This is a genomic window from Bradyrhizobium sp. SZCCHNRI1029 (assembly GCF_032487555.1).
Taxonomy (GTDB): Bacteria; Pseudomonadota; Alphaproteobacteria; order Rhizobiales; family Xanthobacteraceae; genus Bradyrhizobium.
Genome location: NZ_JAUEUK010000008.1, coordinates 232178 through 250095, shown reverse-complemented (window position 1 = coordinate 250095; position 17918 = coordinate 232178). Strand labels below are relative to the sequence as shown.

Annotated in this window: 14 protein-coding genes; 6 read left to right on the top strand and 8 right to left on the bottom strand. The window is 66.5% G+C overall.

The annotated features are described in order from the left end of the window. Positions 1 to 53: 53 nt before the first annotated feature. The 4 genes from QW861_RS23295 to QW861_RS23280 all read right to left on the bottom strand — a co-directional run bounded on the left by QW861_RS23295 (position 54) and on the right by QW861_RS23280 (position 6548). A complete protein-coding gene (locus QW861_RS23295) occupies positions 54 to 3209 on the bottom strand; it encodes a multidrug efflux RND transporter permease subunit (RefSeq protein ID WP_316193522.1) in 3156 nt (1051 codons plus the stop codon). A 6-nt stretch (positions 3210 to 3215) separates the two neighbouring features. Beyond that, positions 3216 to 4412 carry an efflux RND transporter periplasmic adaptor subunit gene (locus QW861_RS23290; protein ID WP_315713900.1) on the bottom strand — a complete coding sequence of 399 codons (1197 nt, stop codon included), beginning with the start codon at positions 4410 to 4412 and terminating at the stop codon, positions 3216 to 3218. Between the two features lie 282 nt (positions 4413 to 4694). Next, positions 4695 to 5723: a cyclopropane-fatty-acyl-phospholipid synthase family protein gene (locus tag QW861_RS23285; RefSeq protein WP_316169476.1), complete on the bottom strand. Its 1029-nt coding sequence runs from the start codon at positions 5721 to 5723 to the stop codon at positions 4695 to 4697. A gap of 12 nt (positions 5724 to 5735) precedes the next feature. Beyond that, positions 5736 to 6548, bottom strand: coding sequence for a DUF1295 domain-containing protein (locus QW861_RS23280; protein ID WP_315826019.1), 813 nt, complete (start codon positions 6546 to 6548; stop codon positions 5736 to 5738). A 180-nt stretch (positions 6549 to 6728) separates the two neighbouring features. Here QW861_RS23280 and QW861_RS23275 point away from each other — a divergent pair, with 180 nt between their 5' ends. The 3 genes from QW861_RS23275 to QW861_RS23265 are packed head-to-tail and all read left to right on the top strand — an operon-like array spanning position 6729 to position 9268. Next, the gene (locus QW861_RS23275; RefSeq protein WP_315826018.1) at positions 6729 to 7718 is read left to right on the top strand and encodes a flagellar motor protein MotA; all 990 of its coding nucleotides are present in this window, start codon (positions 6729 to 6731) and stop codon (positions 7716 to 7718) included. A gap of 42 nt (positions 7719 to 7760) precedes the next feature. Then, positions 7761 to 8789: a peptidoglycan -binding protein gene (locus tag QW861_RS23270; RefSeq protein ID WP_315734445.1), complete on the top strand. Its 1029-nt coding sequence runs from the start codon at positions 7761 to 7763 to the stop codon at positions 8787 to 8789. After that, positions 8786 to 9268, top strand: coding sequence for a GNAT family N-acetyltransferase (locus QW861_RS23265; protein WP_315713895.1), 483 nt, complete (start codon positions 8786 to 8788; stop codon positions 9266 to 9268). Before QW861_RS23270 ends, QW861_RS23265 begins: the two co-directional genes overlap by 4 nt. A 227-nt stretch (positions 9269 to 9495) precedes the next feature. Here the strand turns inward: QW861_RS23265 and QW861_RS23260 are convergent, their stop codons facing one another. Both QW861_RS23260 and QW861_RS23255 read right to left on the bottom strand, forming a co-directional pair. Then, on the bottom strand, positions 9496 to 9696 hold the full coding sequence (locus tag QW861_RS23260; RefSeq protein ID WP_006614616.1) for a hypothetical protein: 201 nt from the start codon (positions 9694 to 9696) through the stop codon (positions 9496 to 9498). A gap of 147 nt (positions 9697 to 9843) precedes the next feature. After that, positions 9844 to 11700, bottom strand: coding sequence for an ABC transporter ATP-binding protein/permease (locus tag QW861_RS23255; protein ID WP_316193521.1), 1857 nt, complete (start codon positions 11698 to 11700; stop codon positions 9844 to 9846). A gap of 223 nt (positions 11701 to 11923) precedes the next feature. On the opposite strand from QW861_RS23255, the gene rpmE reads away from it, so the two are divergent. Beyond that, the gene (gene rpmE, locus QW861_RS23250) at positions 11924 to 12151 is read left to right on the top strand and encodes a 50S ribosomal protein L31 (protein ID WP_012046762.1); all 228 of its coding nucleotides are present in this window, start codon (positions 11924 to 11926) and stop codon (positions 12149 to 12151) included. Between the two features lie 158 nt (positions 12152 to 12309). Here rpmE and QW861_RS23245 read toward each other — a convergent pair whose 3' ends face one another. Together QW861_RS23245 and QW861_RS23240 are read right to left on the bottom strand one after the other, a co-directional pair. After that, positions 12310 to 12822 carry a DUF1465 family protein gene (locus QW861_RS23245; protein ID WP_315713893.1) on the bottom strand — a complete coding sequence of 171 codons (513 nt, stop codon included), beginning with the start codon at positions 12820 to 12822 and terminating at the stop codon, positions 12310 to 12312. Positions 12823 to 13436: 614 nt separating this feature from the next. Further along, positions 13437 to 13628 carry a DUF1192 domain-containing protein gene (locus tag QW861_RS23240; RefSeq protein ID WP_315713892.1) on the bottom strand — a complete coding sequence of 64 codons (192 nt, stop codon included), beginning with the start codon at positions 13626 to 13628 and terminating at the stop codon, positions 13437 to 13439. Between the two features lie 87 nt (positions 13629 to 13715). On the opposite strand from QW861_RS23240, the gene QW861_RS23235 reads away from it, so the two are divergent. Together QW861_RS23235 and QW861_RS23230 are read left to right on the top strand one after the other, a co-directional pair. Next, on the top strand, positions 13716 to 14714 hold the full coding sequence (locus QW861_RS23235) for an NAD(P)H-quinone oxidoreductase (protein ID WP_316193520.1): 999 nt from the start codon (positions 13716 to 13718) through the stop codon (positions 14712 to 14714). A gap of 169 nt (positions 14715 to 14883) precedes the next feature. Beyond that, positions 14884 to 17763, top strand: a complete 2880-nt coding sequence (locus QW861_RS23230) for an EAL domain-containing protein (RefSeq protein ID WP_315713890.1) — start codon at positions 14884 to 14886, stop codon at positions 17761 to 17763. The last annotated feature ends 155 nt before the right edge of the window (positions 17764 to 17918 follow it).

Below are 17918 nucleotides of genomic sequence, written 5' to 3'. Positions count from 1 at the left end.
CCTGCGAGGCAAGACCGCGGCACAATCCTCCGAAAAGGCCTATTCAACCTCACTCACGGCTTCACCGGCGCCGGCGGCCCATAAGCCTCAAGCTCCGCCACCGGCTCCGTCTTCTCCCGATCCCCCGCGAGCACGCGCTGGACCGAGACGAAGAACACGGGGACCATCAACAGCGCCAGGATCACCACCGCGATCATGCCGCCCATCACGTTGGTGCCGAGCGCCTGCTGGCTGGCACCGCCGGCGCCCGTCGCCATCGACATCGGCAGCACGCCGCAGACGAAGGCGAGACCGGTCATGATGATCGGGCGGAAGCGCAAGGAGCAGGCCTCGATCGTCGCCGCGACCAGCGGCTTGCCGTGGGCGCGCAGATCCTTGGCGAACTCGATGATCAGGATCGCGTCCTTGGCGGCGAGACCGATGATGGTGATCAGCGCCACCGTGAAGTACACGTCGTTGGACAGGCCGCGCAGATTGGCGGCGACGACGGCGCCGAGGATGCCGAGCGGCACGGTCAAGAGCACCGCGAGCGGGATCGTCCAGCTCTCGTAGAGCGCAGCGAGACACAGGAACACGACCAGCGCCGAGAGACCGAGCAGCAGCGGCGCCTGCGAGCCCGACAGCTTCTCCTGCAGCGACTGTCCGGTCCATTCATAGCCGAAGCCACGCGGCAGCTTGCCGGCGAGCCGCTCCATTTCCTTGAGCGCATCGCCCGAGGTGTAGCCCGGCTTGGCCTCGCCGGAGATGCGGATCGCCGGATAGTAGTTGAAGCCGGCGATCTGGCTCGGTCCCTTGGCCCATTGGATGGTCGCGAACGACGAGAACGGCACCAGCTGCCCCTTGGCGTTCTTGACGCTGTAGTTGAGGATGTCGTCCGCGTTCATGCGGCTGATGCGGTCGGCCTGCACCACGACGCGTTGCATGCGGCCGCGGTTCGGGAAGTCGTTCACGTAAGTAGAGCCGAGATTGGTCGAGATCGTGGTGTTGATGTCCTCGAAGGTGACGCCGAAGGCGCCGGCCTTCTCGCGGTCGATCATCAGATTGACCTGGGGTCCCGGCGGCAGACCCTCGACATAGACCTTCTGCAGCACCGGGCTCGCATTGGCTTCCGCGATCAGCTGGTCGGCGGCAGCGGTCAGCGCAGCATAGCCCTTCTGGCCGCGGTCCTGCAGGCGGAAGCTGAAGCCCGAGGAGTTGCCGAGATTGTCGATCGGCGGCGGCTGCAGCGCCGTGATCTTGGCGTCGCGCAAGCCGGCGAGATCGCGATTGATGTCGGCGACCAGCGCCGCGGCACTGTCACGCTTGCCGCGCTCCGACCAGTCCTTCAGCGAAATGAAGGCCTGCGCGGTGTTGACGCCCTGGCCGGCATAGCTGAAGCCGGTCAGGAAGGTGACGTCCTCGATCCCTTCGCGCTTGGCGAGATACTTCTCGACCGCCTCCACCGCGGCCTGCGTCCGCGCGTAGGACGAGTCCGCCGGCGTCTGGACGTCGGTGGTGATGAAGCCCTGGTCGTCGACCGGCAGGAAGCCGCCGGGCAACTGAATGAAGGCGAAGGTCAGCCCGACCAGGAAGATCGCATAGATCAGCATCAGCCGTCCGGTGCGCTTCAGCGCGCCGCCGACCACGCCGGTGTAGCGGTTGCGGCTGTTGTCCATGAAGCGGTTGAACCAGCCGAACACGCCCTTCTTCGCGTGGCCGTGGCCGGCCGTGACCGGCTTCAGCAGCGTCGCGCACAACGCCGGGGTCAGCGACAGCGCCAGCAGCGCCGAGAAGCCGATCGCCGCCACCATGGTGACCGAGAACTGGCGGTAGATGATGCCGACCGAGCCGGGGAAGAACGCCATCGGCACGAACACCGCCATCAGCACCAGCGTGATGCCGATGATGGCGCCGGTGATCTGGCCCATCGCCTTGCGCGTCGCCTCCTTCGGCGACAGCCCCTCCTCGGTCATGATGCGCTCGACGTTCTCGACCACGACGATGGCGTCGTCGACGAGGATGCCGACCGCGAGCACCATGCCGAACATCGTCAGCATGTTGATGGAGTAGCCGACCAGCATCAGCGTCGCGCAGGTGCCGAGCAGCGCCACGGGGACGACGATGGTCGGGATGATGGTATAACGGATGTTCTGCAGGAACAGGAACATCACCACGAACACCAGCACCACGGCTTCGACCAGGGTCATCAGCACCCGCTTGATCGACGCCTTCACCACCGGCGTGATGTCGTAGGGAATCTCATAGCTGATGTTGGAGGGGAAGAAGCGCGACAGCTCCTTCATCTTGGCCTCGACCGCGCTCGCGGTCGCCAGCGCATTGCCGGTCGGCGACAGCAGCACCGAGAGACCCGCGGTCGGCCTGCCGTTGAGGCGGGTGTTGAACTGATAGCTGAGGCCGCCGATTTCGACGCGCGCGACATCGCGCAGCCGCACCGTCGAGCCATCGGGATTGGCGCGCAGGATGATCGATCCGAACTCGTCGGGCGAATCGAGCTGGCCCTTGACCAGCACCAGAGCCGAGGTGCGCTGCGAGGTCGTCGCGGGCTCGGCGCCGATGCTGCCCGAGGCGACCTGCGCGTTCTGCGCGCCGATCGCCTTGGTGACGTCGTCGGCAGTGAGGCCGTAGCCGATCAGCTTGGCGGGATCGAGCCAGACGCGCAGCGAGCGCTCGGTCGAATACAGCGTGGCGCGGCCGACGCCGGGAATGCGCCTGACTTCGCCGAGCACGTTGCGGATCATGAAGTCGCCGAGGCCGACCTCGTCGAGGCTGCCGTCGGTCGACTGCAGCGTGATGATCTGCAGCACGGCGGCGGAGGCTTCCTCGACCAGGATGCCCTGCTGGATGACGGCGCGCGGCAGCCGCGCCTCGACACGCTTGAGGCGGTTCTGCACCTCGACCGAGGCGTCATTGGTCGACGTGCCCGGCACGAAGTTCGCCGTGATCTCGACCTGGCCGAGCGAATCGCTGGTGGATTCGAAGTTGAGAATGCCGGAGGCGCCGTTGAGCTCCTCCTCGATCAGCCGCGTCACGCTGTTGTAGAGATTCTCCGGCGACGCGCCGGGGTAGCTGGTCGAGATCGAGATCGAGGGCGGCGCGATGATCGGATATTGCGCCACCGCCAGCAGCGGAATCGCGATCGCGCCGATCAGGCAGATGAACAGCGCGACCACCCAGGCGAAGATCGGCCTGTCGATGAAGAAGCTCGGCATGGCGACTTACCGCGTCGCCGACTTCGATTCGAGCTGCGTCGCGGCGCTGACCTCGGTCCAGACCTGCGGCGCGACCCTGTCGCCGGCGGCGAACTTCTGGAAGCCGTCCACCACGACCTTGTCGCCGGCGCGCAGACCGTCGGTGATCAGCACCAGGCCATCCTGGGTCGGGCCGGTGCGCACCGGCCTGGCGATCGCGCGGTTGTCGTCGCGGATGACGTAGACCTCGGACCCGCCGGCCGCGTTGCGCTGCACCGCCTGCTGCGGCACGCCGACGGAGTCGCTGTCGATGCCCTGCTCGATGCGGACGCGGACATACATGCCCGGCAGGAGCTCGCGCTTCGGATTGGCGAACTCGCCGCGCAAGGTGACCTGACCGGTGGCGGCATCGACCTTGGCGTCGGAGAACAGGAGCTTGCCCGGAATCGAATACGGCGTGCCGTCGTCGAGCACGAGACGGACCTTGATCGCGTCGGGCGCGATCTGGTCGAGGTCGCCGGACTCGAACGCCCGGCGCAGGCGGTTGAGCTCGCTCACCGACTGGGTGAAGTCGGCATAGATCGGATCGAGCTGCTGGATCGTGACCAGCGAGGTCTCGTTCTGGACCGCGATGGCGCCCTCGCTGACCTGGGCCGCGCCGACGATGCCGTCGATCGGCGCGCGCACGGTCGCATAGTCGAGATTGAGCTGGGCACGCGCAAGATCGGCCTTGCGGGCCTCGATGTCGGCCGCTGCCTCGCGCTCGGTCGAGATCGCCTTTTCGTTCTCGACCGCCGGGGCTGCGCGCTCCTTGAACAGCAGGCTGATGCGGTGGGCCTGCTGCACCGCGCGCTCATGCACCGCCTCGGCCTTGGCCAGCGCCGCCCGGCTCGACAGGATCTCCACCTCGAACGGCTTCGGATCGATGCGATAGAGCGGATCGCCCGCCTTGACCTCGCTGCCCTGGCGGAACAGCCGCTCGACGATGATGCCCGAGACGCGCGGACGGACGTCGGAGACGCGGGTCGGCGCGATGCGGCCGGGCAGCTCGCGCACGATCGCTCGCGCCTTCTGCTCGACGGTCACGATGCCGACGTCCGGAATGACGATCTGCTCATTGGCGGAGGCCTGAGCCTGGATGGGGTCGTTACAGCCGGCCAGCAGCGGCGCGGCGGCCGCGAGCATCAATGCACTGCTGACCAGCGACGCGCGAAAACGTGACATGCGTGGAGGAGCCCCCTCGATGATGATGAAAACCAGTCGACCGGACGGCCCAGTCATGGCGCCATTCTGGCGCTCGCCTTGCTGCAACATAGAAAAGAGCTGCTGCGACGCAACGCGAAACCCGGGCGGCTTGATGTCACACGAACTACATAACTGATAGATCAAGCTTTTTCGGGACTCACCCAATTGTGAGTGCTTTGTGGCAGCAGGTTCCCAGCAGGTTCCGCGGAGCGAAACGCGAATCCCCCTCCAGCACTGCGGCATCCCGCCGCAGCGAACAAATTAGTTCGCCGGCCGCAGGCGGTAGTGACTGACGCCCCATTCACGGCCTTCGTCGTGCCCGAACAGACCCGCGGTGGCGAGGAAGAACCAGCGCCAGCGGCGCATCCACAGCGCCGTGTCGTCGCCATAGACCGGCTGCAGCACCTGCAGGATGCGGTTGTAATCGGCATCGAAATTGGCGAGCCAGTCCCGTGCCGTGCGCTGATAATGCGTGCCGCTCCAGCGCCATTCCTTCTCGACCGCGAACAGATCCGCGTACTGCCGGATCAGGCCGTGGCTCGGCATGATGCCGCCGGTGAAGAAGTGCTGCGCGATCCAGTCCTCGCGATCGTTGCGGTCGAACAGGTAGGATCCGGTGCGGTGGGTGAAGATGTGCATGAACAGGCGGCCGTCCGGCAGGAGCCATGACTGGACCCGCGACAGCAGCTCGCGCCAGTTCATCATGTGCTCGAACATCTCGACCGAGACGATGCGATCAAAGCGCGCGTCGGGAGCGAACCCGTTCATGTCGGCGGTGACGACCCGCAGGTTGAGCAGGCCGCGCGCGGCCGCCATCTCCTCGATCGCGCGGCGCTGCGAGTGCGAGTTGGAGACCGCCGTGATCTTCGCACGCGGGAACTGCCGGGCCATGAACAGCGACAGCGAGCCCCAGCCGCAGCCGAGCTCCAGAATGGTCTGGCCATCCTGGAGATCGGCATTGGCGACGGTCTGGCGCAGCGCCTCCTCCTCCGCCTCCCGCAGGGTCGAGACCGGCTCCTTGTAGAAGCAGCAGGAGTATTTGCGGTTCGGCCCGAGCACGCGGGCGAAGAACGCCGCCGGCACCTCATAGTGCTGGCTGTTCGCCGCGTCGGTATGCTCGGCGATCGGCCGCGTCGTCAGCAGGCGGGCGAACTCCGCGTCACCCATCGCATCGGCCCCGCCGAGCCGCGCCGCCGTGCGCGCGCACAATTCGGAGATCGCGGAGCGGATGACGGCATCGGGCAGCGGCACGCGCTCGGCGGCGCCGATGATGGTCGAGATGAAGCTCATGCGGTGGCTCCGTTACTTCGTAAAAGGATTTGGCGGCAGGGGAAAGAATGCGCTGGTGCGCGCCTGATAGGCCCGGTAACGATCGCCGCGCGAGCGCAGCATCTGCTGTTCCAGCGGCGGGATGCCCGTGACGTGGACCAGGATCCAGTACATGAACAATGGCGCGAGCAGGCTGGCGAGGCCCCACGGATGGTCGAACGACAGCGCGATGACCGGATAGGACAGCCAGCACACCCACTCGAAGAAATAGTTGGGATGGCGCGACCAGCGCCACAGGCCGACGTCGCACACCTTGCCCTTGTTGGCGGGATCGGCGCGAAACGCCTTGAGCTGAGCGTCGGCGACGCCCTCGCCGGCGATGCCTGCGAACAGCACGAGGATGCCGAGATAGTCCTGCAGCCGAAGCTCGGCGGCCGGCGCATGGGCGGCGACGAACATCGCGAACACCAGCGGGATCGAGCCCCAGGCCTGCTGCTGCAGGAACAGGAACATCTTTCGCGGTGCGGCCGCACCCCATTGCCGGGCAAACTCCGCGTAGCGCGGATCGTCGGAGATGCCGCGGCTGCGCGCTGCGACATGGCCGCCGAGCCGCAGCGACCAGACCGCCACCAGCACCGCGACCAGCCACTGCCGCGCGTTGGGGGCGGCGCCGCCGGCGGGCCAGATCGCGCCGGCGGCGCCGACCAGCCCGACGGAAAATGTCCAGATCGTGTCGACCCAGCCGGAGTTGCCGGTGCGCTGCTGCACGACCCAGGCGAGCCCCATCAGCACCGACATCGCCACGGCCATCGCCAGCAGCGCCTGCAGATATTCAACGACGGTCATGACAAAGCCAGGGCGTTCCCGTTAGATATGAGCCACGGGACTAACTACGCCGCGGATGCCCGCCGGTTTCAGCCATAGTTCCGCGCAGGGACGGGATTGCGCTGATCGCGGCTTTTTTCCCGCCGCTGCTGTGCCATAGTGGATTTCAGGGACCGGTCCCCGCAACGGATGTCATCGACAATGCCTCAAGGCTCCCCTTCCCGCTCCGCGATGGATCTCGAACCGACCAAGCTGTCCACGCCCCGGATCTTCCTGGTGCGGATGCTGGTCTTCCTGGTGCTGTGCGCCCTGGTCGGTGTCGTGCTGTACAAGCAGATCATCCTGGCGTTCTTCGCCAATCCCGGCCTGAACGCGCTGATCGGGGCGGTACTGTTGATCGGCGTCATCCTGGCGTTCCGCCAGGTGGTCCGGCTCTATCCGGAAGTGTCCTGGGTCAACAATTTCCGCATCGCCGATCCCGGCCTGGCGGTGCCTCGCCACCCGGTCCTGCTGGCGCCGATGGCCGCGATCCTCGGCCGCGAGCGCTCGGGGCGAATGTCGATCTCGCAGCAGACCATGCGCCACCTGCTCGACTCGATCGCCACCCGGCTCGACGAGGCCCGCGACATCTCGCGCTACATGACCGGCCTCCTGGTGTTCCTGGGCCTGCTCGGCACGTTCTGGGGCCTGATCGAAACGGTCGGCTCGGTCGGCAAGGTGATCGAGGGGCTCAAGGTCGGTGGCGACGCCGGCGCGCTGTTCGATACGCTGAAGGGCGGCCTTGCCGCGCCGCTGGGCGGCATGGGCATCTCGTTCTCGTCCTCGCTGTTCGGCCTCGCCGGCTCGCTGATCCTCGGTTTCCTCGACCTGCAATCGAGCCAGGCGCAGAACCGCTTCTATACTGATCTGGAGGACTGGCTCGCCGGCACCGTGCGGGAATATGGCGGCAGCGGCGACACCGGTGCCGACCTCTCGGTTGCCATCGAGCGGCTGCGCACCGCGATGGAGGACGGCTCCAACCGCGGCGCCACCGCGGCGATGGCCAACCTCGCCGAGGCGATCCAGGGCCTGGTCGGGCACATGCGCACCGAGCAGCAGATGATCCGCGAATGGGCCGACGGCCAGGGCGAGCAGAACCGCGAGATCAAGCGGCTGCTGGAGCGGCTGGCGCGGCAGACCGAGAAGAGTTGAGCTGCTCGACCGGCCGGCCGAAGACGAACTAGGAGACGCTGAATGGCGCTTGCCCGTACCCGCCGTGGAGATTCCGGCCTCAACTACTGGCCGGGCTTCGTCGATGCGCTGTCGACGCTGGTGCTGTCGATCGTGTTCCTGCTGACCGTGTTCCTGGTGGTGCAGTTCTTCCTGTCGCAGGAGGTCACCGGCAAGGACAAGGCGCTGGAGCAGCTCAACGCCAAGATCGCGCAGCTCAACGAGATGCTGTCCCTGGAGAAGCTCGGCAAGCTCTCGCTCGACGACCAGGTTGCGCAACTGCGCGCCGGGCTCGCAAGCGCCGAAGCTGAGCGCGACCGCGTCAAGGGCCTCTATGACGGGCTCGCCAATGCCGGCAGCAATGCCGCCGGCCGCGCCAACGAACTCAACCGGGCACTCGATTCCGAGAAGCAGGTCACGGCGCGGGCGCTGGCCCAGATCGAGGTGCTCAACCAGCAGATCAGCGCACTGCGCCGCCAGCTCGCCGCGCTCGAGGATGCGCTGGATGCCTCGGAGAAGCGCGACAAGGAATCGCAGAGCCGCATCGCCGATCTCGGCTCGCGCCTCAACGTCGCGCTGGCACAGCGGGTCCAGGAGCTGACCCGGTACCGCTCGGAGTTCTTCGGCCGGCTGCGCGCCATCCTCGGCAACCGTCCCGACATTCGCGTCGTCGGCGACCGCTTCGTGTTCCAGTCCGAGGTTTTCTTCGACACGGGGCAAGCCACCCTGCTGCCCGAGGGCCAGCAGGAGCTGAACTCGGTGGCGACGGCGCTGGTCGATCTCGACAAGCAGATCCCCGCTGAGATCTCCTGGGTGCTGCGGGTCGACGGCCACACCGACGTTCGTCCGATCAACAGCCCGGTGTTCAAGTCGAACTGGGAGTTGTCCTCGGCGCGCGCCATCTCGGTGGTGCAGTATCTGATCTCGCTCGGCGTCCCTGCGCAGCGCCTGGTCGCGGCGGGCTTCGCCGAATTCCAGCCGCTCGACCCCGCGAACACAGAGGACGCCTTCCGCCGCAACCGGCGTATCGAGCTGAAGCTGACGGAGCGGTGACGTCGAGCTCCACCCTGCGCCCCTATCGCGCCGACGACGAGGACGCGGCAATCGCGCTGTGGCAGGAGACCTGGCAGCTCGCCTATCCCGCGATCGACTTCGCTGCGCGGGTGCCGTGGTGGCGCGAACGCTGGCGCAGCGAGCTGGTGCCGAAGGCCGATGTGATCGTGGCCGAGGCGGAGGGCGTGCTCGCCGGGTTCGTCACGATCGATGCGACGGGCTATCTCGACCAGCTGGTCGTCTCGCCCGAGCATTGGGGCTCGCCGCTCGCTACTCAGTTGGTCGATGCAGCGAAGGAGCGATCACCTCACGGCATCACGCTGCTTGTGAACAAAGACAACGCGCGCGCGATCCGCTTCTACAAGCGCAACGGCTTCATTGAAGCCGGCGAGGACGTCAACCCGACCTCGGGCCGTCCCGTGCTGCGGATGGTGTGGATGCCAACACAATCTGTTGAATCCGAGATGGTGCCGCAATAACGCTGCGCTCCCTCTCCCCGTTCTTACGGGGAGAGTGTTGGGGTGAGGGGCAGCCACGCGCACCGACCGTGCGGAGAGCCCCCCTCACCCGGATTGCATCTGACGATGCAATCCGACCTCTCCCCGCACGCGGGGCGAGGTGCACCGAGCGCGCCGCGATTTCTATTCACACAATTGCTGGCGCAGGGAGCTAACGACTTCTCTGCTCGACCCGTTTCGTATTGTCCTCAAACGCCGCGAAACAGCACACCGATCGTCAGCACCACGAACGCGATCGCCAGCGCGTCGAAGGCGTGGGCGGCCGACAGCAGCGGCACCGAGGCGTGCATGTAGTGCGCGAGCATCGCGACGAGGGCGAGCACCAGCGCAATTGCGAAGATGACGAACGAGGGCGGCGTGAGGGCAAAACTGCCACGACGATAAGGCATGTCCGTTGCTCCTGTTGGGACCCGGCACGCCTGCTACGAGCGGCGCGCCATCTGTTCCGGCAGGGAACGTACAAGGCGGGAGAAAGGTTGCAGGGTCGGGAACGAGAATTCCGAGGGTGTTGCCGGCCGTCCACGGTGTTGCAGGAACTACACGCCCTCGAACTGCAGCCGAGCCAGCCGCGCATAGAGGCCGTTGGCCGCAACCAGCGACGTGTGGGTGCCCTGCTCGACGATGCGGCCGCGATCCATGACCAGGATGCGGTCGCAGGACAGCACCGTCGCGAGGCGATGCGCGATCACCAGGGTGGTACGGTCCTTCATCAGCCCCTCGAGCGCGGTCTGCACCAGCGTCTCGCTCTCGGCGTCGAGCGCCGAGGTCGCCTCGTCGAGCAGCAGCAGCGGCGCATCGCGCAGGATGGCGCGCGCGATGGCGATGCGCTGGCGCTGGCCGCCCGAGAGCGTGACGCCGCGCTCGCCGAGCGAGGTGTCGAAGCCGTCCGGCAAGCGGCGGATGAATTCGCTGGCATGAGCGAGATCGGCGGCGCGCTCGACCTCGGCGTCGGTCGCCTCCGGCCGGCCGAAGCGGATGTTCTCGCGCGCACTGGCGGCGAACACCACGGATTCCTGCGGCACCAGCGCGATGCGCTCGCGCATCCTGCGCGGGTCGGCCGCGCGCACCGGCACACCGTCGAACGAGATCGAGCCGGAGGCGGGATCGTAGAAGCGCAGCAGAAGATGGAACAGCGTGCTCTTGCCGGCGCCGGAGGGGCCGACGATCGCGACCTTCTCACCGGCGCGGATCGCAAACGAGACGTCATCGAGGACGCGGACATCGGGGCGACCCGGATAGGCGAAGCTGACCCGCTCGAAGCCGAGGTCGCCACGCGCCGGCTCCGGCATCGGGCGCGGCTGCGCCGGCGCCGTGATTTCCGGCTGCACGTACAACAGCTCGAACAGCCGCTCGGCGGCGCCGGACGCCGCCGACACTTCGCCCCAGACCTCCGAGAGCTGGCCGAGCCCGGCGGCGGCGAAGGCCGCGTAGAGCACGAACTGACCGAGCCGGCCGGCGCTGATCGCACCGGTCAGCACGTCGTGGGAGCCGACCCAGAGGATCGCGACGACGCTGGAGAACACGATGAAGATGATGATCGCGGTGAGCACGCCGCGCGCCTGGGTCGAGACCCGCGCCGCCTCGTAGGCCTGCTCGACCTCGCCGCCGAAACGCGCCGCCGCGAGCCTCTCGCTGGTATAGGCCTGCACCGTCCTGATCGAGCCGATCAGCTCGGACGCATAGGCCGAGGCGTCGGCGAGCGTGTCCTGGGCGTTGCGCGACAGCCGCCGGACCCAGCGCCCGAACGCCACCAGCGGCAGCACGATCAGCGGGATCGCCAGCAGCACGAAGCCGGACAGCTTCGGGCTCGTGATCACCATCATCGCGGTGGCGCCGATGAACAGCAGCAGATTGCGCAGCGCGATGGAAACGGAGGCGCCCGCCGCCGATTTGATCTGGGTGGTGTCGGCGGTGAGCCGCGACACCAGCTCGCCGGAGCGCGCGGAATCGAAGAACGACGGCGACAGCGACATCAGATGCGCGAACACGTCGCGCCGGAGATCGGCGACGATGCGCTCGCCGATCGTCATGACGAGGTAGTAGCGGGCCGCGCTTGCCAGCGCGAGCACCGCCACGACGGCGATCATGACGCTGAAATAGCTGTTGATCAGCTCGATGCCTTTCGGCGTGAAGCCGAAATCGATCATGCGGCGGACCGCGATCGGCACCAGAAGCGTGGTCAGGGCCGCGACCGTGAGCGCGATCAGCGCCAGCAGGGCGCGGCCGCGATAGCGCAGGACATAGGGAGACAGCGCCAGCAGCGGGCGCAGCTTCGAGCGCCGCACAGGGCTTGCCGGCTCGGCCAATGCCTCGACGGCCGCAACGGCATCTCCAACCGGATCCTGCCCTGGGGCAGCGCCCTGCCGCTCGTCAAGCCGTTCCACTGCGCTCATGGGCCACCTGAGAATTCTTCCAAATACCGATCTGCCGTCCTGATAGGCCCGCCGGGCCGGGCTTGGCAAATCCGGAAACGTACCAAGGTGTTCATCCGCGACCTTGGCTTGTTTTGGGCAGAACCTTGGGCTATAGAGCGCGCCAATTGTCCCCCTTCAGTGACGACAGGATCAGGCGCGGCCGCGTCGCATCATGTCTTCGCATCGTGCCGTAGGATCAGCCATGAAAGCCGACATTCACCCGAATTATCATACGATTACGGTCGTGATGACCGATGGCACCGAGTACCAGACCCGCTCGACCTGGGGCAAAGAGGGCGACAAGCTCAACCTCGACATCGACCCCAAGTCGCACCCGGCCTGGACCGGTGGCACCCAGCAGATCATGGATCGCGGCGGCCGTGTCTCGCGCTTCCAGAAGAAGTTCCAGGGCTTCCTCAAGAAGGATTGATGCCTTCTTGCCCTCGGCACCGGCCTTCCTGGCCTGCGCCTGATCGAGAGCTCACAGCAAAACGCCCCCGGAAACGGGGGCGTTTTTGTTTCTGAGCTGGTCGCAACGAGACTTCGGCTAGGGGAGCGGCCCCGGCGGGGGCCGCCCGATGCCGGAGCCTACTGCTCGAACGCGGCCTTCAGCCGGTTGAGATGCGGCACCAGCGGATTGCCGATCGCGCTCTGGTCCGGCGGCGGGGAATGAATGGTCGAGTCGAGCCGGCGGACCCGCACCTGCAGGCTCATCGAGCGCGAGATCAGGCTCTGCAGCTGCTGCGGCAGCTTCTCCAGCAGATCATCCGGCCCGGGATCTGCGGCGGTGAGCTTGACCTTGGTCTTCTCGCGGTTGGCCTGGCTCAGGGTCATCTCGCCCTCCTTCACCGCGCGGTGCAGGAGCAGCCAGGACGCCAGTTGCATCAGGCGGGTGGTGAGACGCATGCTCTCGGTCGCGTAGGTCAGGCTGACGGCGCGGTCGAGCGCCTTGGCCTCGTTGCGGCCGTCGCCATCGAGATAGGCGGCGGTCTCCTCGACCAGATCCATGCCTTCCCGGAACAGCGCGCCGAATGCAGCAGAATTGGTGAGCCGCTCGTTGAACTGAACCAGAGCGCCATCGCCCAGCAAACGGTCCGACATGGTTAACGCCTCTTAAACGCGACTGTTTACGCAACCCGGCAACGTCGCCGGTATGATGAACAAATCATTGCGCGGCCGGTTTCGAGAGTCCAGCAGCAACGCCTTTTATGGTTTCCACGGCGTGGGCCATGCCGTGCCCTCGTACCATTTGCGACTGCAACACGGCCGATCGCGGCCGAGTCGCACGATCAGCTCAACTAGCAACCATGATCACGGCAATAGTTTGCAGTCGTCGAAACGAGGATCGTCACGCCTGCCGCGGCGCACAGGATTTTCGCGCCTGACCTGCTGGCGACCGAAGACCGGCACGGGCGCAATGAGCCGGCACGACGTTCGTTCCACGATCGCCGCCTGCGCATGGGGGAGCGCGCCACGGGCGACCGCCCGGTTCGCCCGGCTCGGCGCGGGCGCAAAAAAAGAGCCGCCGTTTCCGGCGGCTTTGAAGTTGATAACAGGGAGGCGTCAAACAGAGTGGACAGGAGCCACTCGGTGTCCAAACGAGGACGGTTCCGGTTGTAAACGCGAAAGCTTAATCAACCGTAAATGGCGAAAATTTTTCAATCTTCGTTAGCCATGTCGGCCACTGGCCGACCGCGTTTCTACGGCCGCGAGGTTCACGACTTGAAGATGCTGGCGGCGGCATCACGCGAGGCGCGCTTTTTCGCCACCGCCTGCTCGATGCGCTCGATCTCGGCGCGGAGCAGCGCCACCCGGCTGGTCAGCTCCTCGACCGACAGCATCGACAGATCCTGCCCGATCTCGTGCGAAACGGCCTTGCGCGGCCGATCGTCGTCCTCGTTCGCCATCTCACCCTCCTCCCGGTTGCCAGCCATGCCCCGGCTGGCTTAAGCACGCGGCAGCACCCGCTTTCAGCCCTCGCCGAAGGATTTCTCATGGAACAGCTGCCCGCGCAAATGACCGTGGTCGCCATCAGCCAGCCGGGCGGACCCGAGGTGCTCAAGCCGGAAACCCGGCCCGTGCCCAAGCCCGGCCCCGGCGAGATCCTGATCAAGGTGAAGGCCGCCGGCGTTAACCGTCCCGACGTCGCCCAGCGCTCCGGCAGCTATCCGCCGCCGCCCGGCGCCAGCGACCTGCCGGGGCTGGAAGTGGCCGGGGAGGTCGTGGCGCTCGGCGAGGGCGCCGTCCGGCACAAGCTCGGCGACACCGTGATGTCCCTGGTCGCCGGCGGCGGCTATGCGCAATATTGCATCGCACAAGACGCGCAGGCGATGGCGGTGCCGCCGGCGCTGTCCCTCCTGGAAGCCGGCGCCCTGCCCGAGACCCTGATGACGGTCTGGCACAACGTGTTCGAGCGCGGCGGCCTGAAGGCGGGCGAGACCCTGCTGGTGCATGGCGGCTCCTCCGGCATCGGCACCATGGCGATCCAGCTCGGCAAGGCATTCGGCGCCAAGGTGCTGGTCACCGTCGGCTCGCAGGACAAGGCCGACGCCTGCGTGAAGCTCGGCGCCGACCGCGCCATCAACTACAAGACGGAGGACTTCGTCGCCGTGGTCAAGGAAGCGACCGGCGGCAAGGGCGCCAACGTCATCCTCGACATGGTCGGCGGCGACTACATCGAGCGCAACTACGACGCCGCGGCCACCGATGGCCGCATCGTCCAGATCGCCTTCCTCGCCAGCCCCAAGGCGTCAGTCAATTTCGTCAAGCTGATGGTGAAGCGCCTGACCCATACCGGATCCACGCTGCGCCCGCGCAGCAACGCCGACAAGGCGGCGATGGTGGCGGCGATCGAGGCCAAGGTGATGCCGTTCCTGCGCGAGGGCCGCATCAAGCCATTGATGGACTCGACCTTTCCCCTCGCAGATGCAGCCAAAGCGCATGCACGCATGGAGACGAGCCAACATATTGGCAAAATTGTGTTGGAAATCTAGGCGCAGTCTAAACACAGCGTGTTTGGAAACTCTTTGATTCTCCTCGCTTTCGTGCCAATGATCGCGCACAGCTGAACCGTGCCTGGAACGGCTCCAATTAGCCCGGCGACGACCTCTTTCGATTTGGCTTGTTTCGCTTTGGATTGGTGTCGAACGCGGAGATTTGACATTGCGTCTGATCAGGTGCCTTGCGTCGTTGGCGGCGCTGGGCCTCGTGATGTGTGGTGCCGCTGCCCCCGCTCAGGCCGTTGACGCCGTCAGCGTTCGCAGCGACGCGCCTGCGATCGACCTCACGGGCATCCTCGATCATCAGCGCAGTGAGAACGACCGCATCCAGGTCTCGACCGCGCCCGGCACCGACGGCATCGTCCGCCGCATCGAGGTGCGGGCGCGCGAGGGCGGCCAGAACTGGATCGTGTTCGCACTGGCCAACAACACCGACGACCAGCTCGACCGCCTGATCGTGGCACCGCACTACCGCGTGGTCGGCTCCGGCGTGTTGTGGCCCGATCTCGGCCTGTCGCGCATCGCCACCATCACGCCCTCGGTCGGCGACCTGCCGGAGCGGCAGGAGAGTCCGACCGCCGACGTCTTCCGCGTCACCCTCGATCCGGGCTCGGTCGTCACCTTCGTGGCCGAGCTGCGCACGGACAAGCTGCCGCAGCTCTATCTGTGGGAGCCCGAGGCCTACAAGGACAAGGTCAACTCGTTCACGCTGTACCAGGGCATCGTGATCGGCATCTCCGGTCTTCTCGCCCTCGTTCTCACGATCCTGTTCGTGGTCAAGGGCAGTATCATGTTTCCGGCGGCCGCGGCGCTGGCCTGGGCGGTGCTGGTCTATATCGGCGTCGATTTCGGCTTCTGGGGCAAGGTCCTGGACATGTCGAACAATGCCGAGCGCGTCTGGCGCGCGGCGGGCGAGGCGATCCTCGCCGCGACCCTGCTGGTGTTCCTGTTCGCCTATCTCAATTTGTCGCGCTGGCACGTTCGCTACTCGCACATCACGCTGGGCTGGCTGTTCTTCCTGGGCTCGCTGGTCGCGGTGGCGCTGTTCGACCCGGCGGTGGCCTCGGGCATCGCGCGCATGTCGTTGCTCTTGATCGCCGTGCTGGGCTTTGCGCTGATCGTCTATCTCTCCAGCCACGGCTTCGACCGCGCGGTGCTGCTGATCCCGACCTGGTTCCTGCTCACGGTGTGGGTCGCCGCCGCCGGCATGACGGTCGCGGGCCAGGTCACCAACGACATCGTCGGCCCGGCGCTGCTCGGCGGCCTCGTGCTGATCGTGATGCTGATCGGCTTCACCGTGATGCAGCACGCCTTCGCCGGCGGCGGCGCCACCACCGGCATCGTCTCCGACGTCGAGCGCCGCGCACTGGCGCTCGCCGGCTCCGGCGACCTGATCTGGGACTGGGACGTCTCCGCCGACAAGGTGTTCACCAGCCCGGAGACCGAGAGCCTGCTCGGCCTCAAGCGCGGCACGCTCGAAGGTCCGGCCGCGAAATGGCTCGAGGTGCTGCATCCGCTCGATCAGGACCGCTTCCGCGCCGCGCTCGACAGTGTCCTCGACCAGCGCCGCGGCCGCCTGGTGCAGGACTTCCGGCTGCGCACGCCCGATGGCCATTTCATGTGGTTCGCGCTGAAGGCGCGCCCCGTGGTCGGCTCCGACGGCGAGGTCTCGCGCGTGGTCGGCACCTTGACGGACGTGACCGAGTTCAAGAATGCCGAGGAGCGCCTGCTCCACGACAGCGTGCACGACAATCTGACCGGCCTGCCCAACCGCAAGCTGTTCATCGACCGTCTTGCCGCGGTCGCCAATTTCGCCAAGTCGATGCCGGCCATGCGGCCGACCCTGATGGTGATCGATCTCGACCGCTTCAAGCAGGTCAACGACTCCGTCGGCATCGCGGTCGGCGATTCCATTCTGCTGACCCTGGCGCGGCGGCTGTCGCGCATCCTCAAGCCCCAGGACACGCTGGCGCGGCTGGCCGGCGATCAGTTCGGCCTGATCCTGCTGTCCGAGCAGGACCCCGCCCGCATCACCGCCTTCGCCGAGACCATCCGCAAGACCATCCGCGCGCCGATCGCCTTCAACGAGCGCGAGATCTTCCTGACCGCCTCGATCGGCCTCGCTTTGTCCGACCCGCAGACGCAGCTGTCGGAGGACATCATCAAGGATGCCGAGCTTGCGATGTATCATTCCAAGCGCATCGGCGGCGACCGCATCGACGTCTACAAGCCGGCGATGCGCGCGCGCAAGAACGACCGCCTGACCCTGGAGAGCGAGCTGCGCCGCTCGATCGAGCGCCAGGAGATCACCATCCTGTACCAGCCGATCGTGCGGCTGGAGGATCGCTCGATCGCCGGCTTCGAGGCGTTGGCACGCTGGGACCATCCGAAGCTCGGCCGGATGTCGCCGATCGAGTTCATCACCATCGCGGAAGAGATCGGCCTGATCGTCGATCTCGGCACCTTCGTGCTCGACCAGACGGCGCGGCAGCTCTCGGTGTGGCAGCGCGCGACACGGCTGCGCGAGCCGATCTTCGCCAGCGTCAACGTCTCCTCCCGCCAGCTCCTGCGCCACGACCTGATCCACGACATCCGCTCGGTGCTGGCGCGCTCTTCGGTGGCGCGCGGCTCGCTCAAGATCGAGCTGACGGAGTCGCTGGTGATGGAAAACCCCGAGCACGCCGCGCAGATGCTGGCGCGCATCCGCGAGCTCGGCGTCGGCCTCTCGATCGACGATTTCGGCACCGGCCATTCCTCGCTGGCCTATCTGCAGCGCTTCCCGTTCGACACCTTGAAGATCGACCAGTCGTTCGTGCGCACCACCGCGCGCGGCACCCGTCCCGTCATCCTCAAATCGATCATTGCGCTGGCGCACGACCTCGGCATGGACGTGGTGGCGGAAGGCGCGGAGACCGACTCCGATGCCGTCGAGCTCTATCAGCTCGGCTGCGAATACGCCCAGGGCTACGCCTTCGGCGAGCCGATGGACGCCGACGCCGCGATGCGGCTTCTCACGGAAGAGCGGCTGGAAGCGGCGAGCTGAGGCTGCAATGCATCCCGGATGGCAACAGCCTCAGGATGCATCTTTCATTTTGCTTCGTTTGAGGTAGAGTTACCGCGGTACCGCGTAAAGGGTGCCGTGTGAGTGATGACCGATGCGTGCTTGCGGGGCAGAAGGCTCGCGACATGGCCCGTTCG